The sequence below is a fragment of the Clostridiales bacterium genome, from assembly GCA_017569285.1.
Classification (GTDB): Bacteria; Bacillota; Clostridia; order Christensenellales; family Aristaeellaceae; genus Aristaeella.
The window spans coordinates 2,642,513-2,666,523 of record CP069419.1 but is presented as its reverse complement, the minus strand read 5'-3'; the positions used below and the strand labels follow the sequence as shown (position 1 = coordinate 2,666,523).

General features: G+C 61.2%; 21 protein-coding genes, 1 tRNA gene, 1 riboswitch and 1 other annotated feature. Of the genes, 5 read left to right on the top strand and 17 right to left on the bottom strand.

Annotated elements, in window-relative coordinates:
* Positions 1-123: 123 nt before the first annotated feature.
* Positions 124-362, top strand: a binding site (T-box leader).
* A 4-nt stretch (positions 363-366) separates the two neighbouring features.
* Complete coding sequence (locus tag JNO48_11650) at positions 367-2,001, top strand: sodium:solute symporter (protein ID QTE69760.1); 1,635 nt, start codon at positions 367-369, stop codon at positions 1,999-2,001.
* Between the two features lie 60 nt (positions 2,002-2,061).
* On the opposite strand, the gene JNO48_11645 is transcribed toward JNO48_11650, so the two are convergent.
* The 12 genes from JNO48_11645 to JNO48_11590 all read right to left on the bottom strand — a co-directional run bounded on the left by JNO48_11645 (position 2,062) and on the right by JNO48_11590 (position 12,937).
* Positions 2,062-2,454: a pyridoxamine 5'-phosphate oxidase family protein gene (locus JNO48_11645; GenBank protein QTE67836.1), complete on the bottom strand. Its 393-nt coding sequence runs from the start codon at positions 2,452-2,454 to the stop codon at positions 2,062-2,064.
* A 49-nt stretch (positions 2,455-2,503) separates the two neighbouring features.
* A complete protein-coding gene (locus JNO48_11640) occupies positions 2,504-4,834 on the bottom strand; it encodes a homocysteine S-methyltransferase family protein (protein QTE69759.1) in 2,331 nt (776 codons plus the stop codon).
* Between the two features lie 25 nt (positions 4,835-4,859).
* Positions 4,860-5,516, bottom strand: a complete 657-nt coding sequence (locus tag JNO48_11635; GenBank protein QTE67835.1) for a methionine synthase — start codon at positions 5,514-5,516, stop codon at positions 4,860-4,862.
* Complete coding sequence (gene metF, locus JNO48_11630; protein QTE67834.1) at positions 5,513-6,388, bottom strand: methylenetetrahydrofolate reductase [NAD(P)H]; 876 nt, start codon at positions 6,386-6,388, stop codon at positions 5,513-5,515. Before metF ends, JNO48_11635 begins: the two co-directional genes overlap by 4 nt.
* Positions 6,389-6,413: 25 nt before the next feature.
* Entirely contained in the window at positions 6,414-7,817 is a 1,404-nt protein-coding gene (locus JNO48_11625) for a L,D-transpeptidase (protein ID QTE67833.1), read from the bottom strand.
* Positions 7,818-8,498: 681 nt separating this feature from the next.
* Positions 8,499-8,571 (bottom strand) — tRNA-Ala (locus JNO48_11620).
* 81 nt (positions 8,572-8,652) lie between these two features.
* Positions 8,653-9,291, bottom strand: a complete 639-nt coding sequence (locus JNO48_11615; GenBank protein ID QTE67832.1) for a thiamine diphosphokinase — start codon at positions 9,289-9,291, stop codon at positions 8,653-8,655.
* A gap of 21 nt (positions 9,292-9,312) precedes the next feature.
* The gene (locus JNO48_11610) at positions 9,313-10,053 is read right to left on the bottom strand and encodes an ABC transporter ATP-binding protein (GenBank protein QTE67831.1); all 741 of its coding nucleotides are present in this window, start codon (positions 10,051-10,053) and stop codon (positions 9,313-9,315) included.
* A gap of 4 nt (positions 10,054-10,057) precedes the next feature.
* Entirely contained in the window at positions 10,058-11,050 is a 993-nt protein-coding gene (locus JNO48_11605; GenBank protein QTE67830.1) for an ABC transporter substrate-binding protein, read from the bottom strand.
* A gap of 29 nt (positions 11,051-11,079) precedes the next feature.
* On the bottom strand, positions 11,080-11,865 hold the full coding sequence (locus JNO48_11600; GenBank protein QTE67829.1) for an ABC transporter permease: 786 nt from the start codon (positions 11,863-11,865) through the stop codon (positions 11,080-11,082).
* The gene (locus JNO48_11595) at positions 11,834-12,130 is read right to left on the bottom strand and encodes a thiamine-binding protein (GenBank protein QTE67828.1); all 297 of its coding nucleotides are present in this window, start codon (positions 12,128-12,130) and stop codon (positions 11,834-11,836) included. The genes JNO48_11600 and JNO48_11595 overlap by 32 nt, the downstream gene beginning before the upstream one ends.
* Positions 12,131-12,226: 96 nt before the next feature.
* Positions 12,227-12,327, bottom strand: a riboswitch (TPP riboswitch).
* Positions 12,328-12,379: 52 nt separating this feature from the next.
* Positions 12,380-12,937: an ECF transporter S component gene (locus tag JNO48_11590; protein QTE67827.1), complete on the bottom strand. Its 558-nt coding sequence runs from the start codon at positions 12,935-12,937 to the stop codon at positions 12,380-12,382.
* Between the two features lie 93 nt (positions 12,938-13,030).
* Between JNO48_11590 and JNO48_11585 the strand changes: the two genes are divergently transcribed.
* A complete protein-coding gene (locus tag JNO48_11585) occupies positions 13,031-14,101 on the top strand; it encodes a PLP-dependent aminotransferase family protein (protein QTE67826.1) in 1,071 nt (356 codons plus the stop codon).
* Here JNO48_11585 and JNO48_11580 read toward each other — a convergent pair whose 3' ends face one another.
* Genes JNO48_11580 through JNO48_11570 form a run of 3 tightly spaced genes read right to left on the bottom strand, consistent with a single transcriptional unit; the run spans position 14,102 to position 16,481 of the window.
* A complete protein-coding gene (locus JNO48_11580; protein QTE67825.1) occupies positions 14,102-14,968 on the bottom strand; it encodes a YitT family protein in 867 nt (288 codons plus the stop codon).
* A 26-nt stretch (positions 14,969-14,994) separates the two neighbouring features.
* The gene (locus tag JNO48_11575) at positions 14,995-15,444 is read right to left on the bottom strand and encodes a NusG domain II-containing protein (GenBank protein QTE67824.1); all 450 of its coding nucleotides are present in this window, start codon (positions 15,442-15,444) and stop codon (positions 14,995-14,997) included.
* The gene (locus JNO48_11570; GenBank protein ID QTE67823.1) at positions 15,441-16,481 is read right to left on the bottom strand and encodes a D-alanyl-D-alanine carboxypeptidase family protein; all 1,041 of its coding nucleotides are present in this window, start codon (positions 16,479-16,481) and stop codon (positions 15,441-15,443) included. The genes JNO48_11575 and JNO48_11570 overlap by 4 nt, the downstream gene beginning before the upstream one ends.
* 139 nt (positions 16,482-16,620) lie before the next feature.
* On the opposite strand from JNO48_11570, the gene JNO48_11565 reads away from it, so the two are divergent.
* A complete protein-coding gene (locus JNO48_11565) occupies positions 16,621-17,580 on the top strand; it encodes a zinc dependent phospholipase C family protein (protein ID QTE67822.1) in 960 nt (319 codons plus the stop codon).
* The gene (locus JNO48_11560; GenBank protein ID QTE67821.1) at positions 17,577-18,668 is read left to right on the top strand and encodes a VanZ family protein; all 1,092 of its coding nucleotides are present in this window, start codon (positions 17,577-17,579) and stop codon (positions 18,666-18,668) included. Before JNO48_11565 ends, JNO48_11560 begins: the two co-directional genes overlap by 4 nt.
* Here JNO48_11560 and pulA read toward each other — a convergent pair whose 3' ends face one another.
* Entirely contained in the window at positions 18,669-21,257 is a 2,589-nt protein-coding gene (gene pulA, locus JNO48_11555; GenBank protein ID QTE67820.1) for a type I pullulanase, read from the bottom strand.
* 132 nt (positions 21,258-21,389) lie between these two features.
* On the opposite strand from pulA, the gene JNO48_11550 reads away from it, so the two are divergent.
* Positions 21,390-22,577, top strand: coding sequence for a glycosyltransferase (locus JNO48_11550; GenBank protein QTE67819.1), 1,188 nt, complete (start codon positions 21,390-21,392; stop codon positions 22,575-22,577).
* Between the two features lie 17 nt (positions 22,578-22,594).
* On the opposite strand, the gene JNO48_11545 is transcribed toward JNO48_11550, so the two are convergent.
* Positions 22,595-24,010, bottom strand: coding sequence for an adenylosuccinate lyase (locus JNO48_11545; GenBank protein ID QTE67818.1), 1,416 nt, complete (start codon positions 24,008-24,010; stop codon positions 22,595-22,597).
* Position 24,011 lies beyond the last annotated feature (1 nt).

Genomic DNA, 24,011 nt, shown 5'->3' with positions numbered 1-24,011 from the left:
GGAACGCGGTTATTATATCACGTCCGGAAATCCTGTCAATATTCCTTCCCCCAGCCGCGTCCGGCCGGCCTCTGTTTTTTCATTGTTCAGGCTATTGACGCCGAAAACCCGCTGGTTTATCATTGCGGTGCGATGAAGGAGTCCCAGTAGGAAGATATCAGCCTGTTCAGAGAGCCGCCGGTGGGTGCAAGGCGGCCGGGCCGTCTTGCCGAATTACCCTCCGGAGCTGCAATCCCAATCCCGCCCCGCGGGTAGTAGGAACGCCGGGTTCGCCCGTTACCGCGTTACGGATATGTTTGTATCCTGAGGCTGCCTTCACGGCAGTAAAACTGAGGTGGTACCGCGAGAAATTCGCCCTCTGTGTTCATGGAACACAGGGGCTTTTTTCATACGCGGACCCGGAAAGAAGGGTTGTCTGTGTCTTTCGGTGAACTCGCGCTCAAACTCGGCATGCTCCTGGTCTTCTTCGGTGTCATGATCTATGTCGGCTTCTACTGTCGCAAGCACTCCACCGATGTCAACGGCTTCGTGCTCGGCGGCCGGAACGTCGGCCCCTGGCTCACGGCCTTTGCCTACGGCACTTCCTATTTCTCCGCCGTCATCTTCGTCGGCTATGCCGGCCAGTTCGGCTGGAAGTTCGGTATTGCCTCCACCTGGGTCGGTATCGGCAACGCCCTGATCGGTTCGCTCCTGGCCTGGGTTATCCTCGGCCGGCGCACCCGCGTCATGACGCAGCATCTTTCCAGCGCCACCATGCCGGACTTCTTCGAGAAGCGCTTCTCCGCCACCTCGCTGAAGATTGCCGCCTCCATCATTATCTTCATCTTTATGATCCCCTACACCGCCTCCCTGTACAACGGCCTGAGCCGCCTGTTCCGGATGGCGTTCGGGATTGACTACTCCGTCTGCGTCATCGTCATGGCGGTGCTCACCGCGGTCTACGTCATCGTCGGCGGCTACATGGCCACCGCGGTCAACGACTTCATCCAGGGCATCATCATGCTGTTCGGTATCGTGGCCGTCATCGGCGCGGTCCTCGGAAACAACGGCGGCTTCATCGCCTCCCTGAACGGTCTGGCTGCCGCGCAGGATCCCTCGATCGCCAACGGCGATGTTCCCGGCATCTTCAACTCCTTCTTCGGTCCGGATCCGCTGAGCCTGCTCGGCGTTGTCCTGCTCACCTCCCTGGGTACCTGGGGCCTGCCGCAGATGGTCGGCAAGTTCTACGCCATCCGCAGTGAGGGCGCCATCCACAAGGGAACCATCATTTCCACCTTCTTTGCCATCGTGGTGGCCGGCGGCTGCTACTTCCTGGGCGGCTTCGGGCGCCTGTTCTCCGATAAGATCGACATTGCCGCCAACGGCTATGACTCCATCATCCCCACAATGCTGGAATCCCTCTCCCCGTTCCTGATCGCGGTGGTCATCATCCTGGTGCTCTCCGCGTCCATGTCCACGCTGTCCTCCCTGGTGCTCACCTCCTCCTCCACCGTCACGCTGGACCTGCTGAAGGGAAAGCTCATGAAGAAGATGGATGAGAAGAAGCAGCTCCTGGTCATGCGGATCCTGATCGTGGTCTTCATCGTGATCTCCGCGGCCCTGGCTATCGTCCAGGCCAAGTCCAGCGTGGCCTTCATCGCCCAGGCGATGGGCGTCAGCTGGGGCGCCATGGCCGGCGCGTTCCTCGCGCCCTTCCTCTACGGCCTGTACTGGAAGCGCACCACCAAGGCCGGCTGCTGGGCTTCCATGGTCTTCTCCACTGTCTTCATGATCATCGACATGCTGGGCAACCTGAAGGTCATCAACGTCAACCTCGGCCTCCTGCAATCGCCGATCAACGCCGGCGCCTTCTGCATGATCGCCGGCCTGGTGCTGGTGCCCCTCGTCAGCCTGATCACCAAAGCTCCCTCGAAGGACCAGGTCGATGCAATCTTTGCCTGCTACGACCGCAAGGTCCTGGTCAGCGCCAAGGATTCCATCGAAGTGGCCGAAGACGCCTGATCCCAAAAACACAACCGGCACGGGAATTGCTCCCGTGCCGGTTTTCTTATGTCTCCGTACTCAGAAGGTCACGGTCTTCGGCACTCCGCCGAAACTGGAGAACGTCGCCGTCGCGTTGCGGAAGTACAGCACCTCGGTGTTGTCATCGTCCGCCTTGTACATGCCCTGCAGGGAGGGATAGGCGTCCAGCATATGCTGCTTCGCTTCAATCCGCTCGTCCGGGATCAGCTCGCCCGCCACGCGGACCCACGTCCCGTTCGCGAACGCGCAGATCTCCGCCTTCGGGTTCTTCAGCAGCTGTTTGGATACGTCCTTCACCTTGCCGGTCTGGATGTACAGCTTTCCCTCGAAGATGTCGATTGTGCCGAACGGCCGCACCCGGGGCTGGTCCCCGTCCACGGTCGCCAGGTAGTAGGTTCCGCAGTTCTTCAGAAATTCATAGACTTCCTGCATCGATAATGCCTCCTTTGTCGTTGGTTGGAATATGCATTCCGGCGGTATGTCAGCCGGCCGGTTTATCCCCGAATGCGTCCATCGCGATCTTCACGGAATCCCGCACGTCCTTTGCGTAATCATCCGCGCCGATCCGCGCGGCATAGTCGGCCGTCACCACGGCACCGCCCACCATCACGCGGGGCGGATTATCCAGTGCCTTCAGCTGCCGCACGGTTTCCTCCATAGCCGGCAACGTGGTCGTCATCAGCGCGCTGAGCCCGACCAGGCGGATGTTCTTCTCCACGGTCTCGCGCACAATCACCTCCGGCGGCACGTCCCGCCCGAGGTCAATCACCCGCCAGCCGTAGTTTTCCAGCACCGTCACCACGATGTTCTTTCCGATATCGTGGATGTCGCCCTGTACCGTCGCCATAATCAGCGTGCCCCGGTCCTGGGTCTTGCCGCCCTGCTTCAGCACCGCTTCCTTGATCTGCTCGAACGCAGCCTGCGCGGCCTGCGCGGCACTCAGCAGCTGCGGCAGGAACACCGATCCCTTTTCATAGGCTTCCCCGGTCTTTTCCAGGGCCGGAATCAGCTCCTGCTCCACGATTTCCATCCCGCTGCCGGCCTTCAGCGCATCCGCCGTGATCCGCGCGGCTTCCTTCTTCATTCCCCGCCGGATCGCGTCCTGCAGCGTCAGTTCCTTCCCGGCGGCCGCCGGCGCGGCCTTCACCTCCGCCGCCGCCTCGGCAAACCGGTCCACATAGGCCCGGCAGCTTTCATCCTCGCCGCTCAGTACCCGCCGTGCGGCGACCATGTCCATCATTTCCTTCTGGTTCGGGTTGATAATCGGCAGCTTCAGTCCCGCCTCAAACGCGCTCATCAGGAACGCCTGGGTCACCAGCATCCGATTCGGCAGGCCGAAGGAGATATTGCTCACACCCAGCACGGTGTTCAGCCCGAGCTCTTCCGTCACGCGCCGTACCGCCTTCAGCGTTTCCATCGCCTGCTCCTGCTGCGCGGATACCGTCAGCGTCAGGCAGTCAATCCAGATGTCCTCCTTCGGAATCCCAATGGCCAGCGCCCGGTCCATAATCCGCTTCGCGATCTCAAAACGGCCCTCCGCCGTCTGCGGAATGCCCTTCTCGTCCAGGGTCAGCCCGACGACTGCCGCGCCATATTTCTTCACCAGCGGCAGCACCGTCTCCATGCTTTCTTCCTTGCCGTTCACGGAGTTGACGGCCGCTTTGCCGTTGTAGATCCGCAGGGCAGCCTCCAGGGCCTTCGGGTTCGTCGTGTCCAGCTGCAGCGGCAGATCCACCGCCGCCTGGATCGCCTGCACCGCCCGCGGCAGCAGCGATACCTCGTCGACGCCGGGATAGCCCACGTTCACGTCCAGGATATCCGCTCCGGCGTCCATCTGGTTCACAGCCAGCTCCACCAGGTAATCCAGGTCCTCCTCCAGCAGCGCCTGCTGCAGGCGTTTCTTGCCCGTGGGGTTGATCCGCTCGCCGATCACCATCACCCGCCCGGTTTCCTTGCATACCGGCGGCGTGCAGACCGCGCCGCGCGCCGGACGGAAAGTCCGCGGTGTCCGGTCCGCGGCGGTCTTCACCGTCTCCCGGATGAAGTCCGGATCCGTTCCGCAGCAGCCGCCCAGGATATCGGCGCCGGCTTCCGCCAGGGACACCATCAGCCCGCCGAATTCCTCCGGGCCCACGTTGTACGCGCCCGTCACCGGATCCGGCAGGCCCGCGTTCGGCTTGGCAATCACCGGCAGGGAGGTGTTCATCCGGATTTCCTTTACGATGCCCGCCATCTCCGCCGGTCCCAGGGAACAGTTGACGCCCACGGCGTCCGCGCCCAGGCCTTCCATGGTCCGGGCCATCGAGGCCGGCGTGCATCCGGTAAACGTCCGTCCCGTCGCGTCAAAGCTCATCGTCACGAACACCGGCAGGCCGGTGTTTTCCTTCGCGGCCAGCAGGGCGGCCTTCGCCTCGTACAGGTCGCTCATCGTTTCAATCACAACCAGGTCCGCGCCGGCTTCCGCGCCCGCCCGTGCGATCTGCGCGAACATGTCGTAGGCTTCCTCAAATTTCAGGGTGCCCAGCGGAGCAAGCATCACGCCCAGCGGCCCGATGTCCAGCGCCGCCATCGCCCCGGTTTCCGCCGCGCATTCCTTCGCGATGCGGACGCCCGCGGCCACGATCTCCTCCACCGTATACCCGGTCTTTTCCATCTTCATCCGGTTGGCGCCGAAGGTATTCGAATACACCACCCGGCTTCCCGCCTGCACATACGCGCGGTGAACCGCCCGGATTCTGTCCGGGTCGGTAATATTCAGCAGTTCCGGAATCTCTCCCGGCTTCAGTCCGTTCCGCTGCAGCATGGTTCCCATGCCGCCGTCCAGGATCAGCGGGCATTTAAGCTCCACATACAGTCCCCCTTTTCCGGTACGCGCACTCCTCCCGGAGTGTGCAGTACGCGCATCCGCGGATCTTCGCGCCCTGCGGTTTGTCCGACAGGCCGATCACCGCGGTCACCGATTTGGACGGAATCATCAGGCAGCTGGCGGTCACGGTCACGCCCAGCCGCCTTCCGGCATCCACCGCCCGCAGGATCCAGTCCTGCGTTTCCAGCGGGATATCCCCGTATCCGGAGCTGAACCGGTCCGTCCGGTACATGCCGGGAAAACGCCCGGCCAGCTCTTCCTCCGCCGCGTCGCATCCGGCTTCGACCAGGGCGCTTCCGCACGCGTCCAGCACCACCGCCCGCGCCATGTCCCGGGCCGACCAGGCCCGCTGCATTGCGTCAAACTCCGCGCCCAGCGTGCATACCATCAGCACGGCGGTTTCGCATTCCTGCAGCATGTTCACGGCCAGCTTCCCGGGCAGGATTTCCCCCGCCTCCCGGAACAGCACGCCGCCCTCCTGCATCTCAATATGGAACGTCCGCCAGGTAAACCGGGGCTTCACTGCCTTTTCCAGCTCCTCCGCGATCTCCGCGGTCATCTCCCGGATTTCGGCGTTTCCCTTCCCGGCGCCCATGTAACGGACGGCGTCATCCACGTTCAGCTTCATGCGTGATCTCCGTCCCACAGGATTTTCGACAGGTTCTTCATAATCCGTCCGGCCACGTCCGGTTTGTTCATCGTATATACGTGAATATGGCGGATCCCGTTCGCGATCAGGTCAATAATCTGTTCGGACGCGTACACAATTCCCGCCTGTGTCATCGCCTCCGGATCCGTTCCGAAACAGTCCACAATCGCCCGGAACCTCTGCGGCACGTCTGTTCCGGACATGGCGATACTGCGCTTGAGCATCTTCGCACTGGTAATCGGCATGATACCGGCGATCACCGGAATATCGATTCCCGCTTCCCGCGCCCGGTACAGGAAGTTGTAGAAAATGTCGTTGTTGAAGAACATCTGTGTGGTCAGGAAGTCCAGTCCCGCGTCCGCCTTCTCCTTCAGGTGCCGCAGGTCCTCGCGCTTGTTCTCACTTTCCACATGTCCTTCCGGATAGCACGCGCCGCCGATGCAGAAATCCCCATTCTCCCGGATATCGCGGATCAGCTCCACCGCGTACCGGTAATCCGTGGATACCTTCCCGTCCGCCGGGATATCGCCGCGCAGCGCCAGGATGTTCTCGATCCCCTTCTCCCGGTATACCTCCAGCATTTTCATCACGTGTTCCCGTCCGGAGGAAACGCAGGTCAGGTGGGCCAGGGTCGGCACGCCGAACCGGTTCTGGATCTCCTCGGCGATCCCCGCGGTAAATTCGCCCGTTCCGCCGCCGGCGCCGTAGGTCACGCTCATGAAATCCGGGTTCAGCCGGGCAATCTCCATGGCCTTTTCCGCGGTCTCGGTATATTTCTCCGATGTTTTCGGCGGGAATACCTCCAGTGAGAATGTCACGCCTTCCCGCTTCAGCAGTTCACTGATCCGCATCGGTCTGTCCTCCTCCAGGTTTCTTTCAGTTATCCAGGATAATCACCCGGGTGTGGTACGGCAGGTGCGTCCACAGCCAGTAGATGTTGATTTTGCAGTCTTCCGTCACGAACGGGCCGACCCGCACGCATCCGTGGGATGCCTTCTGCCCCAGCATCGGCAGCGTCTCGCTGTAATCCCGCATCCGGCCGCTCCGGGTAAAGCCGACCCCGTGGATGATGTTCCCGGCGTCGTACCGGATCGGGTACTCATACCGGAATCCCTCCTGCGCGAAGCTGGCGCCCATCCGCAGGTTCGTCAGGAACGCGCCGGCCGGGGTTTCCCGATAGGTATAGATTCCGCTCACCTTCCCGGTGGATACCGGCAGGGTCGCGATCTTCTTCCCGTCCTCGTATACGGCCATCGTCTGGTCCCGCTTGTCCACCAGTACCCCGTAATGCTTTCCGGGCATATACACCGTCAGCATATCCTTCCGCAGGTACCCGGTCACCCGGCTTCCGTCCGTATGGGTCCAGGCGCTTACGCATACCCAGTCCCCGTCTTCTTCCAGCACTTCCAGTCCCTGGGTCGCGCACCGCAGGGATCCGACCACCTTGCTGCGCCGGCTCGGCTGCTGGTACAGGTCGTACCGGGTGTAAACGCTTTTGCCTTCAATCACCACGGACGGCTTCATCATGATTTCCCAGATTTCCTCGTCCGTCATCCCGCGCTCGGGAATCACCGGACCGGTCACCCCGATCTCCGGCATGCTTTCCCGTGTCTGCTCCACACGCAGGGGATACGTGAATGAATAATCCGGATTTGCCCTGGAGCGGAAGAACAGCGTATAGTCCCCGGGCTCCAGCGTTTTTCCCCGCCCGATGCTCCCGTTCCAGAAAAGGCTGTCCCCGTCCTCCGCGGTAATCCAGTCCGTCTTGGTCCAGATCTTCTTCCCGTCCCGCAGCACGTCCATATCCACGTTGCACATGGCACTGACGTAGTATTCCGCAAACCAGCGTTCGCTTCCGTCCAGGTACAGCGTTTCCGAGGATGGCAGCGCATATACCAGCGTCGGGGTGGTTCCGCTGATCGTAAACTGGGCGGACGCCGTCCGTTCCTGTCCGTCGTCCCCCGCCAGCGTCACCTCAATCCGGTACGGTCCGGCAAACATCCGCTCCAGGTTTTCGCCCAGCCCGTTCCAGGGGATGCTGTTCTCCCCTTCCGAAAGGTCGGCTTCCATTGTCCGCCACACGTACTTTTTCATGTCCACCAGGCGGAGCACGGCTTTCCCGGCCACGGGCGACTGGATCCGGATCTGGCTGGTGGTATAACCCTTCACCTTTTCCGGCATTTTCACCTTCAGCAGTGTTTCTTCCCCCGCTGCGCACGCAAAAAGAAGCAGCACTGCAGCCAGTATAGCCGGCAGGATCATCCGCTTCCGGATCCGCACGCGGCACCGCTCCTTTCAGGAAAAGCCTTTATTCAAATAATTATATCATAGATAGGCCTGAAAAAGGATAGGAAAACTGTATTATTCGTGTGCAGGGTGGCAGGGGTTTCAACACATGGGGACGGTCCTTTTGTGCCCGCCCGTCTGCTGCCAATTCTGAGATTTTATCTTCGTTTATGCTCTCAATCGATGTAGTTGCCCAAGTAATCACCTGGAGATTCGAACTCCTGTCCGCAACCTCAATCGTCGCATTACTCCCTTGGAACGGTCGCACTGCTCGTTTCGGCTGACGAACTCACTTCATTTCGGCTTCGCCGACAGTCCATTGGGTGGCTAATTGCATAGGAGATTCGAACTCCTGTCCGCAACCTCAATGGTCGCAGCTCCCCACTGGGGAGACTGCTCCCTTTCGGTTGAGAAAAGATTCGATGAGATTCCCGCCGCAGGCGGTCGGTTGAACTAAATTCGAACTCCTGTCCGCGCCCTCAATCGGCGCAACTGCCCACTGGGCAGATCGCTTGTTTCGGGCGAGAAAAGCTCTGTCGAAATTTCCGCCACCGGCGGTCGACAGAGCTTTTCCCCCTCCACTGCACTGGCGCGAGTGTTGGGAGGCAGGAGGGCGAATCGACTGTGCTCCAAAACAAAAAAATCAGACATCCACAAGGGATGTCTGGTTTTTTGTGGAGCATAGGAGATTCGAACTCCTGACCCCAACACTGCCAGTGTTGTGCGCTACCAACTGCGCTAATGCCCCGAACAGCGGATATATTATCATATCCGGCGCAGTTTGTAAAGCGGTTTTTTCGGATTTTTTCGTTTGGCGTTGTGCTTTGGGTTACGACGGGAATTCATCCTGGAAAACCTTTACCAGCAGGAGCCGGCCTTCCCGCAGGGAGATGCGGGCGGTTTGCCCGGGCAGGACCTCGTTGCTCACGCCGTACTGGAATTCCCCGGTGATCGTTCCGTCCTCCAGGGGGTATTTCGCCCCGGTGATCCGGATTCCCGCCGCGAGGCCGCCGACGGCCAGGAGGGAGAAATACGCGCAGTCATCGCTGACTTCCGCCTCACCGCGGGAGATGATGCGCGTCTCGGACCAGTCGTCCAGAATGCAGGCGGTTTTCCCCGCCGCGTCCAGGTACTGCAGGATGGAGAGGTTTGCCAGGGTGTGATCCAGTCGTTCGCCGATCACGCCGATCAGGAGGAAGTCGTCATATCCCCGCCGCACCGCTTCCTTCACCGCAAAGAAGGTATCCGTATCATCCTTCTCGCGGGGCAGCACGATGGTTTCCACGTCCGTATCCGGTTTCTCATGGGAGTCAAAATCCCCGACGATCAGGCCCGGCTTCACCTGCAGGAGGGTAAGATGCCGCAGCCCGCAGTCGCAGAATATGCCGAAATCATCCTCCCGCAGGAAACGGTTGATCCGGTCATACCGGGTGATTCCGGCGCCGCCGATAATCACGCATCGCTTCATGGCAGGTTCCCTCCCCTTTTTTCAGGCTCCCAGGATCTCCCGGATTTCCTGCTTGCATTTCAGGAATGCCGGTTTCAGGTCAAAGTCCTTCCGGTCGTCCCGTTCCGCGGGAACCCGGATTTCATGCCGGATCTCCCCGGGCGTTCCCGTCAGCAGGTAAATCCGGTCGGACAGCATAATCGCTTCGTCCACGTCATGGGTAATCAGCAGGGTGGACAGTCCGATCTTCCGGGCGACCTCCAGGTACCACCGGTGCATCTGGCCTTTGGTGATCATATCCAGCGCTGAAAACGGCTCGTCCAGCAACACCACGCCATGGGATGCCAGGTAGGTCCGCAGCAGAGCCGCGCGCTGGCGCATGCCGCCGGACAGCTGTGCGGGATACATCTTCTCCGTTCCGGCCAGCCCGAACTGTTCAAAATAAACATTCGCCTGTTTCGCGGCTTCTTCCTTCTTCATTCCGCGGATCACCAGCGGCAGCGTCACATTGTCAATCACGCGCTTGTGCTCCAGCAGCAGGTCCTTCTGCAGCATATAGCTCACCTGGCCGGGCCGGCCGGTGATATCCGTGCCGGAAAGGAAAACCTTTCCGGCATCGGGCCGGACCAGCCCGGAAATGATGTTCAGCAGCGTGGTTTTCCCGGATCCGCTCAATCCCAGCAGGGACACGATCTCCCCTTCCGAAAGCCGGACGGAGATGTCGCGGATCACTTCCCGGGAATCAAATGATTTGGAAATCCCGCTTGTTTCCAGCAGTTCCATCGTATCAGTCCTTCGGCAGGTAGTCGTTGCTGTATCCGATGCCGCGCAGGTCATGGGCGGTCAGGTTGTTCTCAAACAGCCAGCCGTAGAAGGCATCCCATCTTTCCGGGTCAAACACGCCCCAGTCGGCCGCGTCCGCGATATACTGCGCGGAAATCCATTCCTGGCTGGCGTAAACCAGCTCCCGGGAGTCCTCCAGCGACCGGGTATTGTCCCCGGCGATCAGCATATCCGCGGCTTCCTGCGGATGCTCCGCCGCGTAGCGGTAGCCTTTGGCGGTCGCTTCCAGGAATGCCCGGGCGGTCTCCGGGGAATTCTGCAGGAAGTCGTTGTTCCCCAGGATCACCGGGGTGTAATAGTCCAGTTCTTTGCCCAGGGAAGCGAAGTCCCAGTAGTCGCATTCGATGTTTCGCAGCCCGGCGCCGATCGCGCCCCATCCGTAGAACACCCAGATGGAATCCGTCTGGTGCGCCTGCAGGGCGCCGGGTTCATCCGTGATGTTGTTCGGGATCAGGCGAACCTTGTCGAAATCGGCGCCGTCCTTCTCCATGCACCAGCGCAGCATTGCCAGCTCCACGGGGCTTTCCCAGGTGGAGTAGACCTTGCCTTCCATTCCCTTCGGGGAGGTAATCCCGTCGCCCTTCCGGGAGATGATGCCGGAGGTGTTGTGCTGCAGCACCGCGGCCACCGCGGTCACGCACAGCGGATCATCCCGGTCCAGGGCGGCCGCCATGCTGTCCTGCGCGGTCACGGAGAACTGCGCCTGTCCGGCGGCGCACATCAGGGTCGCGCCGTCTTCCGGCGGCTGCACGATTTTCACGTCCAGGCCGGCTTCCCGGTAGTATCCAAGTGCCTGCGCGGCATACACGCCGGTATGGTTTGTGTTGGGGGTCCAGTCCAGGCAGAACGTCACGGGAACCAGGGCGTCATCCGCCGCTGCGGTGGAAATCACGGGAAGAAGCATCACAGCAAGCAGTACAGTCAGAATCCTTTTCATTTCAATACAGTCCTTTCATTTTTCCGGCCTCAGTTGCTGCCGGTTCCCTCCTGCCGGTACCGGAGCCACGGCATGGCCGCGTTCCGGATGATGCTGACCAGCTTCATCAGCAGGAGGCTTACAATTACTACCAGGATGATCACCGCGAACATCTTGTCAAAGGCATAAGCCTTCCGGACGCGGGTCATGTAGACGCCGAGCCCTTCAAACCCGCCCAGCCATTCGGCAATCACCGCGCCCACCACCGCATAGGAGGCGGAGACGCGGAGGCCCGAGAAGAAATGCGGCAGGGCCGCCGGCAGCTTCACATGCCGGAAGATCTGCCCGCGGGTAGCGTTCATGGACTTCAGCAGAGCGATGGCATCCGGGTCCGCTCGCTTGAATCCGTCCAGCAGGCCGATCGCGATCGGGAAAAACGTGGTGATCACCACCAGGGTGATCTTGGGCTCCATGCCGAAGCCCATCCACAGCACCAGCAGCGGCGCGATGGCCACCGTCGGAATTGTCTGGGTGATCACCAGCAGAGGAAGCCCGGCCTTTTCCAGCAGCTCAAACCGGTCCATGGCGCATGCCAGCGCAAATGCCAGCAGCGTTCCGATTCCCAGCCCGTACGCTGCCTCCGTCAGGGAGACGCCCGCATGGCTGAGCAGGACCGGGAAGTCCCGCACAAAGGCGCTGAAAACGTCTGCCGGGGAGGGCAGCATATAATTGGGAATCAACCCGGATGCAGCCAGTCCCCACCACACCAGCACCAGCAGGCACAGTGCCCCGGCCGGCAGCAGCTTATTTCTGATACTTTCCGATTTTCTGATCAATGGAGAGGACCTCACCTTCCGGTTTATAGGCCACCTTGATGTACGCGGAAACGCCCGGCGCGCCGGCCCGGACGGCCACATGCTGGCATTCCTTCACGATGTCCATCAGCGCATCGTACGGCCCCTCAATCGTGGTTTCAAACGGCCCCACAAAATAGTTGTACCCCGTGCCCGCAATGTAGGCGATCACCTCGTCCACGATCCGGCACACTTCCTTTGTATCCTGTACCTTCGGCAAAACCTGGATGGCAACACTGGATTCCATTTTTCTTTTCTCCTTTCTTTTTTCCCGGGGTGCCCGGGGCGGAAAACGCAAAAAAACAGAACTCCACGGGGGAGTTCTGTCATGTCAGAATTGCACAGCTGTTAAAACTCGCTTCCCTACGCCGGCATTAACCGGATCAGGTAATGAGGGTCTGTAATTACTTACAATCTCAGCGTTTCGCTCCCCTAGCTCGGGGAGTATCTTAATCCCGAAACGCAAAGATGTCAAGACAATTTTGCTGTCTGTTTTTTACCCTTTTGCGGCTTCCAGTTCCTGCAGGATTCCGGCGCTCTTCAGGGCCGGCAGGACCGCACCGTAGAAGATCGGTGCCGCGATGGTCGCCACCGCCGCGTTGATGATGGACGCCGGGAACTTGCTGGCCACCGCCGCCCAGGCATTGCCCGCGATCGCGCCGTAGATGGCCGATTTCACCATGTACAGTGCCACATAGGTCAGCGCGCCGGCCGCGCACACGATCACCAGGTTCACCGGCTTGCGGCGCTTTTCGCCGAATGCCCGGAACAGCATCGCGGTCACCCAGGCCATTGCGAACTTGGACACGAAGGTAATCAGCAGGTTGATAATTCCCTCGTTGTACAGGAACAGGTCATACAGCATGGATCCCATGCCGGCGGCAAATCCGCCCCACACCGGTCCCAGCAGCAGGCCGCTCAGCAGGCACACCGCGTTGGCAAAATGCACCTTGGATCCCAGCAGCGGGAACCGGAACATCGTCACGACAAAAACCATGGCCGCCAGCACGGCCCCGAAAACAATCCTGATCAGCTGAACCTTGGACTTCGACATCTCCAACCAACTCCTTGACTTTGCTTGCCGTGTAGTATAGACTCTGCTTGGCTATATGAAAAGTACCAGAAAAGGAGTTTTTTATAATACCAGATGGAAGAGAAGAGAAAACCCGCCTACCTGGCGCTGTATGAGACCCTGCGGGAGGAGATCCTGTCCGGCACCCGCGCCTGCGGCAGCCGGCTTCCCTCCCGCCGTTCCCTCGCCCAGGACCGGGGCATCAGCCCGGTCACCGTGGACCACTGCTATGAGCTGCTGTGCGAGGAGGGATATGCCGAATCCCGGCCGAAGAGCGGCTATTATGTCATCTACCGGGAGTCGGACGGCTTCTCCCTGCCCGTCCGCCCGGCATTCCGTGCCCTTCCGCCTTCCGAAACCGGCAGCCATGATTCCTTCCCGTTCCCGGCCCTGGCCCGGGTCATGCGCCGCGTTCTTTCGGATTACGGGGAAGCCATCCTGGTGAAGCCGCCGAACACCGGCTGCCTGGAGCTGCGCGACGCGGTCAGCCGCTACCTGGCGCGGAACCGGGGCATCCGGGTATCCCCGGAACAGATCGTCATCGGTTCCGGTGCGGAATACCTCTACGGCCTGGTGGTGGAGCTGCTCGGCAGCGGCCGGCTGTACGGCATCGAATCCCCTTCCTACGAAAAAATCGAGCGGATTTACCGCTCGAAAGGGGTTGCCTGTGATCTCCTGCCGCTGGGCAGTGACGGGATCCGGTCGGAAGCGCTGGCGTCCACGCAGGCATCCGTCCTGCATATCACGCCGTTCCGCAGCTTCCCCAGCGGCGTCACCGCCTCCGCCTCCAAGCGGCGGGAATACCTGCGCTGGGCCTCCGGCCCGGACCGGTACATCGTCGAGGACGATTACGAATCCGAGTTCTCCCTCCTCCGCAAGGTGGAGGAAACCGTGTTTGCCGCCGCCCCGTCGCAGAATGTCATTTACCTCAATACGTTTACGCGCACCGTTTCGCCCTCCGTCCGTGTGGGCTACATGGTGCTTCCGCTCCGCCTGGTTCCGGAGTTCACCCAAAGGCTCGGTTTCTACTCCTGTTCCGTGCCCGCCTTCGAGCAGTATGTGCTCGCGGAACTCATCAACAGCGGGGATTTTGAACGCCACATCAACCGCATCCGCCGCAATGAGCGCCGGCGGGTATCCGGCTGATCAGTCCTTTCCGTCCAGCCGGGAGAAGCCTTCTCCCAGCGCCTCGTGCGCGTCTGTGATGAACATGAAGGCCTTCTCGTCCTCCTCCTGCACGATGCGCTTGAGGGCAGTCATTTCCTGCCGGGACATCACGCACATCACCACCGGCCGGCTTGTGCCGGAATAGGCACCCTTGGCTTCCAGCAGTGTACAACCGCGTTCGATTTCATTCAGGACGCGGCCTGTTACTTTCTGCCATGCATCGGTCATCACAAAGCAGGCCTTGTTGCCGCCGAAGCCGACCATCACCGCGTCGATCACGCGGCTGCATACGTAAATGTCGATCATCGCGTAGAGCGCCTGGGTTCCGCCGATGAAAATCGCGGCCGCCAGCACGACCAGGAAGTCCAGCGCAAACAGGAACATGCCCACCGTAATGAAGCTGAACCGCCGGTGCACCATCCGGGCAATCATGTCCGATCCGCCCGTCGTCGCGCCGCCGCGCAGGATCAGGCCGAGCCCGATGCCCAGCACCACGCCGCCGAACAGCGTTCCGAGCAGCGGATCCTCGCTCACGGGCTTCAGGGGCAGGATATCGATCAGGATGGTGAACAGCGCCGTTGCCACCAGGCTCCGGAAGGCGAACACCTTGCCCATCGTCCGGTATCCGATCAGGAACAGCGGGATGTTCAGCACCAGGGCCGTGATACCGACCGGCCATCCGGCCAGGTAATTCAGGATCGTGGCCACGCCGGTCAGCCCGCCCGGGGCGATGTTGTTCGGAATCAGGAATGTGGGATATGCCGCCGCCCCGATCACGCTGCCGATGAAGATCTGCGCGTATGCCATCAGGATTTCCCGCTTATGGGTTCTCAGGTATTTTCTCATGTCTGTGCCTCTCGGATCTTTGCCTTTTACTTGCCCCGAACCTCCACCGACACCCGGTGCGGCAGGCAGATGATAAATCCGCCCATCACCCGCATCTCCAGGTTGTCTCTCGTGACCGGTTCCATTTTCACGCAGTCCTGCCCGTGGCAGTCCGCTTCTTCCATGTACACGGCGTCCTTTGTAATCCGCACCGTGTTCCTTCCGCTGTCCTGGATCACCTGCAGCGTGTGCTCCATGCCGAAGGGCAGGTTCGCTGCCTCATTTCCGTCCACGGTCACAATCACCCGCAGGCCGTCTCCGCCCTCCGGATCCCGGACCGTTTCCGTCATCTCCGCGCCGTCCAGCAGCAGCCGGATCCCGCCTTCATGCGCTTCCCCGCCGTTTCCGCGGGTCAGCAGAAGGATCCCGCCCGTGACCAGTGCCAGGGCAGCCAGCCCGCACGCAATCCACAGGGCGGGTTTCCGTTTTTTCATCATGATGCCTTTTCTCCGGCTGTTTCTTCGTCATCCAGCACGATTTCCGTAATTTCAGTTTCATCACTCTGGATATAGCCGGACTCCATCCACTCGATGTATTCCTCGAGGCACAGCCCCAGTTCTCTGATCTTCTGGGCGTGCTCGACACCCACGTACCGGATGTGCCACTCCTCCGCGGCAAACCCGGTAATCTTTTCCTTGTCGGCTGTGTAGCGGACAATGAAGCCGTATTCCCAGCAGTGCTTGTGCAGCCATTTCTGCTGTTTGGTCCCTTTGAACGCGCTGGTGCCGGGCACGTTGATGTCCACCGCCAGCCCCAGGTGATGCTCGCTGGCCCCGGGCTCCGCCACGGTTTTCAGCGCCGCGTTCCGGGCATTCCGGCGGCTCCAGTCCTTATGCTTTTTCAGGTAGCTCTCGGTCTTGGTGTTCAGCATGCCATTCTGTTCTTCCCAGGTGCGGTATCCGGCGCTGACCTGCCATTTCTTCACGCCGTCCTCTTTGGCGGCCTCCAGCATTTTCTCAAGGGCTTCGGCCGCTTCACGGACCAGCTGGGTATCCTTGTACTTGACCTTGCACAGCTTGCTGTCCAGGACCTCCGTCAGCAGCACCAGGTCTGCCGGCTGGAAGTATTCTTCCACCATATGCTTCTTGTTCACCAGCATCGGCAGTTCCCCTTCCAGCGTATCGGTCAGGACAATCTCCGGCGCGGCCACCGCGTCCTCCGCGTACAGCCGTTCCTGCGTCAGCGGGCCGGCCTGGCCGTCTGCCGACAGTCCGTTCCGGCGCTGGAACGCCTTCACCGCGCTCACGGTGTCATTGCCGAAAATCCCGTCCGGTTTGCTGTCCAGGTAACCCAGCTCCTGCAGGCGTTCCTGCAGCCGCGTCACCTCGTCGCCCTTGGAGCCCTTCCGCAGGTTCCCGCCGGCCGCCTGTGCCTGCGCCGCCGGCGCCGCCGGCTCCGTACCCTCCGCAGCCGCTCCCGTAAAGAGGAGCAGCAGTGCCGCCGCGAATGCCGCGGCTCTCCGAATCCGCTTCATCGTTGTCTCCTTCCCGGCCCGATGGCCGAATCCTCCATTTATTTGATTATATCACATTCCGCCCGCCCTGTCTTGTTGCACCCCGCGAAAGATGATATACTCACTGTATATCAGACGAATGAAACGGGAGGAATCATCCATGCCGGACGTGGTTATTCACGCGGAATTCGGCCGGGAGGTCCGGCAGGCGCTGCCGGATGCGGTCCGTTCCGTGCTGGAGGATGCCCCCTGGACGTTCGCGCTTTTCGGGCCGGATGTCTGGTTCATGTACCAGCCCTGGAAGCGGCGGGAAGGCCGCGGCCGCCGGATGCATACCACGCGTCCCGGCACTTTCCTCATGGCGCTGGCAGACCGGGCTGCCTCCCTGCCGTCCCCGGACGCGCTGTTTTCCTACCTGGCCGGTTTCCTCTGCCATTACGCGCTGGATGCCGCCGCCCATCCCTATGTCGTTTACAAAACGGAGTGGGAAACCAAACTGCCCCGCGGCCATATGAGCTTTGAGCACAGCCTGGATTACCGGGAGCTGCTCCGTACCTCGCGCTGGAACGGACGCCATCCGGTCACCTCGTCGTTCCTTCCACACTGCCGCCTGCCGGAATCCGTCCGTCCCGATATCGACGCAGTCTTCCGGGAGGTCTACGGCTGGAAAAACTGCTGGAAAGGCCTCAATGCGGCCTGGAAGCGCTTCCGGCTCACCTACCGGGTCATCGAAAATCCGAACGGGTGGTTCACCCGCCTCGCACGTCTGAGCGGGAACGCGCGCCTGAAATCCCTCACCTACACCCTGTCCCACTTCAACGATGCGGACGTGGAAAACGAATCCCACGCGCAGTGGCACCACAGCCACGATGAATCAATCGTCTCCACGGCTTCCTTTGCTGACCTGCGGAAGCAGGCGCTGGAAAAGGCGCTGGAGATGATCGGCGCGGCATACCGCTATGTGTACCACGAAGGCATTACGCGGGAAGAACTGGCCGGGATCATCGGCAGCCGCTCCTACCTCAGCGGCCTGCCGGCGGACGATCCGCGCAACCTGCGGATTCCTTCCCTGCTCCCGCCGCAAAGCGCGGAGAAACTTCCGGGAGGTGGACGGGTTTGAGCGCGAATGACATCAACAACCTCACCACCGTCATCTGCGTCACCGCCATGGTCGCCGTGATGGTGCTCATGCTCCCCTGGCTGGACCGGAAAATCTCCTCCCGCCTCGGGCTGAACCTGCACGGCGGGCTCAGCAGCAACCCGGACGCGGACCGCCTGCTGCGCATCCGCCAGCGCATCCTCACCCTGGGACTTGCCGTTTACATGGTGGTGTTCGCCTACCTGGTCTTCTTCTCCCGCACCGCCATGACCCATTACTCCGTGCACGTTGCCCCCCTGCAGGACCTGCGGGACGCGTTCACCACGGACCACGGCTTCAGCGATGTCATCCGCCGGATCTTCTCGGACGGCTTTACGGAAGCCTTCCGCAATGTCCGCCTGGTCCGCCCGGAGGACATAATCCAGTTCTACCTCAACATCGTGGTCTTTATTCCCCTCGGCTACCTGCTGCCCTATGTGTTCCGCTGGTGCCGCCAGCGCGTGCGGATGCGCCCGGCGCTGGTCTGCTTCCTGCTGTCCTTCCTGGTGGAAAACATCCAGCTGATGAGCCGGCGCGGCCTGTATGACCTGGATGACATCATCGCCAACACCATCGGCGGCATCATCGGGGAATTCCTGTACATCTCCTTTGCGTATATGCTCACCCATCCGGCCTGGAAGGACTCCCTGCACGGCTACCAGGCCTGGCGGCGCCAGGCCCTCCGGAAAACGCTCTATTCCTTCCGCCGGGGCATTGCCGTATCCCGCACCGTGCTGTACACCGCGGAGCCGGACAAAGTCATGGAATTCTACACCGGGCGCCTGGGCTTCCGCTTGATCGCCCGCCTGCGGGACAAGGAAGCCGGCACGCAGGTGATCCTCCTGCAGCTCGGCCGCTGCCAGGCGGAGTTCCGCTTTGATCCTTCCCGCCCGGTTCCGGAAGGCCAGGAGCTTTCCTTCTACGCGGCAAAAATCCCGTCCGTCCGCGAAAGGCTGCAGACGAACGGGATTGAATGTTCTCCTGATTTTGAGGATCCGTGCTCCCGCCGGCGGGGATTCTTCCTCACCGGTCCGGACGGGACCCGGATCACGATTTACGACGCCAACTGATTACTCGGCCTTTACCAGCAGGACGCTCCGTCCTTCCACCTGGACAGTGCCGCTCACGGTTTCCCCGCCTTCCGGGGAAACCGTTTCATTTTGCATCAGCACGGTCCAGTTTCCTTCCGGCAGCGTCTGCGTGAAGGTCGATCCGGACGGATTGACCAGCGCGTAGGCCACGGTCTTTTCGCCTTCGGTGTACACTGCTTCAATTGCGTTCTCGCGTCCCACGGTGCAGGTGAGCTCCGCCTTCGTCAGGAACGGGTTTGCCTTCCGCATCGCGATCAGGCTGCGGTAGAAGTCGCGCATCGCCATCGTGTCGCTGCCCGCGGCCAGCTCGTCCCAGCGGATATTGTTCACCTCATCGCCGGAGTTGTAGCTGTTCGAGTCGCCGTTCTTGGTGCGCAGCAACTCCTCGCCGGCCAGGAAGAACGGGGTGCCCTTCCCGATCATGATGATGGAGATGCCGAAGCGGTTCATCCGCAGCCGGGCTTCCAGGCTGTCGTCCGGGTTGGAGGAAAGCAGCCGGTCAAACAGCGTGTGGTTGTCGTGGCAGGACATGTAGTTGATCACGCCGTTGTCCTTCACGTGCCAGGAAACCGCCTTGCTCTTGATGCCGCCGGTCAGGCCGAAGATCACGTTCTCGGCATTGCCCTTGGACACGTTGCCGCTCACATAGCCCTTTTCCTTCGCGTCAAACACGCTGCCCTTCAGGCCGTCGCGGATGCTGTCGTTGAACACGGACACCGCGCCGATCGCGCCCTCGGACGCCGTCACCTTCCGGATGTTCGCCTGGCTTGCGCGCAGGGGCTCCATCAGCGGCGTGGTACCGCCGGTCCAGCCTTCACCGTAGATGATCGCCTTCGGGTTCACCGCGTGCACCGCCTGTTCCACCGCCTGCATCGTGTCGGTATCATGCAGCGCCATCAGGTCAAACCGGAAGCCGTCCACGTGGTACTCCTCCGCCCAGTAGCGCACGGAGTCCACGATATACTTGCGCATCATCGGCCGTTCGGACGCCGTTTCGTTGCCGCATCCGGAGCCGTTGGAAAGCTTGCCCATTCCGTCGTACCGGTAATAGTAGTACGGTACGATCCGGTTCAGGCAGGAATCGGCGGAATAGGTGTGGTTGTACACCACGTCCATCACGACGCCCATTCCGTTTTCGTGCAGGGCCTGCACCATCTGCTTGAACTCCCTGATCCGCACTTCGCCGTGGAACGGGTCGGTGGAGTAGCTGCCTTCCGGCGCGTTGTAGTTCTTCGGGTCATAGCCCCAGTTGAACCCGGTGCCTTCTTTGGATTCATCCACCGTCGCGAAGTCGTAAACCGGCTGCAGGTGCACATGGGTCACGCCCAGGTCCGCCAGGTAGTCGATGCCGGCCGCTTCGCCGCTGCTGTTTTTCAGCCCCTTCTCGGTAAACGCGAGATACTTGCCGGGATACTGCGAGGAAGCCAGCTTGTTGGAGAAGTCGCGTACGTGCACTTCCCAGATCACCGCTTCGTTGTAGGCATTGATCCCGTCGTAGTACCGGTCTTCCGCGAAGCCCTCCGGGTCGGTCGCGTCCAGGTCGGCCACCATGCCGCGGTCGCCGTTCACGCCAACGGCCCGGGCATACGGGTCCACCGCTTCCTGTTCGCCCGCGGAGGTGTTCACCAGGTAGGTGTAGTAAGTGCCGGCGCCGGTGGCGGTTTCCGCGCTCCACACGCCCTGCTCCCCGCGTTCCATTTCGATCGTGTCAAACGCGTCCCCGCCGTTGCCGGCTTCGTACAGCTTCAGCCGTACGCGGTTCGCGGTCGGCGCCCATACCTTGAACCGGGTGCCCGTCTCAGTCAGCACCGCGCCAAGGTCGTCACCTTCATAGGTATAGCGTTCCTTGAATGCCGGGGAGTCAAACACCTTCGTCGGTACGGCGTCCTTCGCGCCGTAGCCCTCGATCTCCACCGTGTAGATCTTCGAAAGGTCCAGTTCCTCGCCCAGGGTGATCTTGCCGGTCACCACGCTGTTGTTCAGGCTGGACAAACCGGTCACCTCCAGCTTCCTGTCCCCTTCGGTCACGCGGACCTGGTCCATGGACTCGAGGCGCGCCGCCGGGTTGATGAAATACTGGATTTCATTCATTCCCGAGATGGCGGCCAGCGTGAATGTCAGTTCCTCGTACAGGGTCTTCCCGCCGTCGCGGCTCAGGTACTGGTGGCCGTCCGCCGACTTCAGGTAAACCTCCGTCACTTCCCCGGTGATATTGGCAAACCGGTCGCCGTCATAATCCTTGACGGCGGATCCCCAGCTGGTGCCGCCGGGTTCGGAGCAGTCGCGGCGCACGATGAACCCGACCTTGTCGACGTCCGCCGGAACATTCAGCACGACCTTTGCGCCGTATTCACACGGATGGAACAGGTACCCGCGCCCGTCGGCGTTCGGGAACCAGATCCACATGTCGCAGTTGTCCAGGTTCGCGTCCTCCGCGTCCCAATAGAAAATAATCTGGTTTTTGCCTTCCTCCATCGGGAGGGTATACTCTTCCGCGCCCGCGGAAACGGGAATTACCGCCAGCAGCATCAGCAGGGCGGTCAGCAAAGACAGCATCCGCTTCATCATATTCTTCTCTCCCTTCGTACCGTCAGCATATCACTTTTTACTGTTGATTTCAATCATTTCGTCTATTGTTGCGTACGTGTTTGCATTTTATCCGCAATTATGAGATAATGACCCTCGGAAGGTGAAACTGAAATGCTGAGACTCGGGCAGTTTACAGATACGTTCCTCCCCATTGTCGACGGGGTGGGCCGTGTTGTCTATGCCTATGCGGATACGCTGTGCAAAATGGGGCACCAGGTTACCGTGGTCGCCCCGATGTACGATACCGGCTTCCAGGGCGGTTTCCCCTTTGAGCTGGTCGATTTTATGGGCGCGGGCCTGCCCGGCATGAAGCAGTACCAGATCGGCGAAGCCGTCTGGGATCCGCACTACCGCCGCCGCATACGCATGATCCAGCTGGACCTGATCCACGCCCACAGCCCCTTCACCGCCGGGTCGGAGGCGCTGCGCATCGCCACCCTGCGGAAGCTGCCCCTCGTGGCCACCTTCCACTCCAAGTACTACGATGATTTCCTCAAGGCGACCAAGTCGGAGTCCATCGCCCGGATGGGCACCAAGTTTGTCGTCAATTTCTATAACCGTTGCGACGAGGTCTGGGCCGTCGGAAAAAACGCGGCGGACGTGCTGAAGGATTACGGCTATGAGGGCGACGTCATCGTCATGCCCAACGGCGCCACCATGCGCACCGTTTCCCCCGCGGATGTGGAGGGCGTCTCCCGCCGCTGGAACCTCGGCGATGATCCTGTGATCCTCTTCGTCGGCCAGATGGACTGGAAAAAGAACATCCTCACCATCCTGGAAGCCTGCGCCGAAATGAAACAGGCCGGCACGAACTTCCGCCTGCTGCTGGCCGGCCAGGGCGTGGATATGAACAATATCGACCGCAAGATCCACGAGCTCAACATCCAGGACCGCTCCCAGATGCTCGGCCACATTTCCGATACGTCCCTGCTCGACGCGCTGTACGCCCGGGCTTCGGTCTTTGCCTTCCCCTCCCTCTACGACACCACCTCCATGGTGGTGCGGGAAGCGGCCGTCATGGGCACGCCGTCGGTCATGGTCCGCGGCAGCACCGCGGCAGAATACATCCGGGACGGGGAAAACGGTTTCCTCTGCGAGAACGACCCGAAGGACCTTGCCCGCGTGCTCACCGGCGCCCTGTCGCAGCCGGATCTCCTCGCGAAGGCAGGAGAAAAGGCACGGGAAACCATTCCCGTGCCCTGGGATAAAATCCTGGAGAATGCCGTGGAGCGGTACACCCGCCTCATCGCCCTCGGTAAAGAGGGTGCCCTGAAGGACAAGCGCCTGCGCATTGTCTGACACGGCTTCCGATCTGCTTACACCTCAATGCTCACTTCATCCGCCGGTGCTTCTTCCAGCATCGGGCGGATTTTTTGTACCAGCGCCTCGGTCTGCTCCGCGCAGCGGCCGGTGTATTTCTTCGGGTCCAGCACCTCGCGCATTTCGTCCGCCGTCATTCCGAAGGCCGGTACGGCCGCCAGCCGCTCCAGCAGGTCGCAGCTTTCGCCGTTCTTCATCCGCTCGGTCGCAGCCATGGAGCTCTCGCGGATCACTTCATGCAGCTCCTGCCGGTTTCCGCCGCGCTTCACCGCTTCCATCAGCAGGTTCTCCGTGGCGATAAAGGGCATATACTCCCGCAGCGTCGCTTCGATAATCTTTTCGTTCACCCGGATGCCGTCGGAGATGTTCCGCACCAGGCGCAGCACAGCGTCGGCGCACAGGAAACCTTCCGGCAGGGAGATCCGCCGGTTGGCGGAGTCGTCCAGGGTGCGCTCCATCCACTGGGTGGAGGCCGTCATCGCCGCGTTCTGCGGCAGGGTCATCAGGTAGCGGCTCAGGGAGCACACGCGCTCGCTGCGCATGGGGTTCCGCTTGTACGCCATCGCGGAGGACCCGATCTGGGTGCTCTCGAAGGGTTCTTCGAGCTGCCGGTCATGCTGCAGCAGGCGCATGTCGTTCGCCATGCGGTAGCAGCTCTGGCCAATCGCGCTCAGCACGTTCAGGATGCGGCTGTCCGCCTTCCGGGGATAGGTCTGCCCGGAAACGTCAAACCGCTTCTCAAATCCGAATTCCGCCGCGATTTTGCGGTTCATCTCGTCGATCTTCGCGGTGTCGCCCTCAAACAGCTCCATAAAGCTGGCTTCGGTGCCGGTGGTTCCGCGGCAGCCGAGGAACGGCAGGTGGTCAATCACGAAATCGATCTCTTCCAGGTCGGTCATGAAATCCTGCAGCCACAGGGACGCCCGCTTGCCCACGGTCACCGGCTGCGCCGGCTGGTAATGGGTGTAGCCCAGGGTCGGGATTGCCTTGGTTTTTTCGGCGAAATCGCACAGGTTCTTCATCACGCCCAGCAGACCCTTGCGGATCAGCTTCAGCGCGTCGCGGTAGATCACCAGGTCGGCGTTGTCCGTCACATAGCAGCTTGTCGCGCCCAGGTGGATAATTCCCGCCGCGCCTGGCGCCACCTTGCCGTAGGCATACACGTGCGCCATCACGTCGTGGCGGACTTCCTTCTCGCGCACGCGGACCACCTCGTAGTCGATGTCCGTGATATGCGCTTCCAGCTCAGCCACCTGTTCCGCCGTCACCGGCAGGCCCAGCTCCATCTCGGCGCGGGCCAGCGCGACCCACAGCTTCCGCCAGGTCTGGTATCGGGTATCCTGGGAAAACAGCGCCAGCATCTCATTGGACGCATAGCGGGATCCCAGCGGTGTTTCGTAACGGTCTGTCATC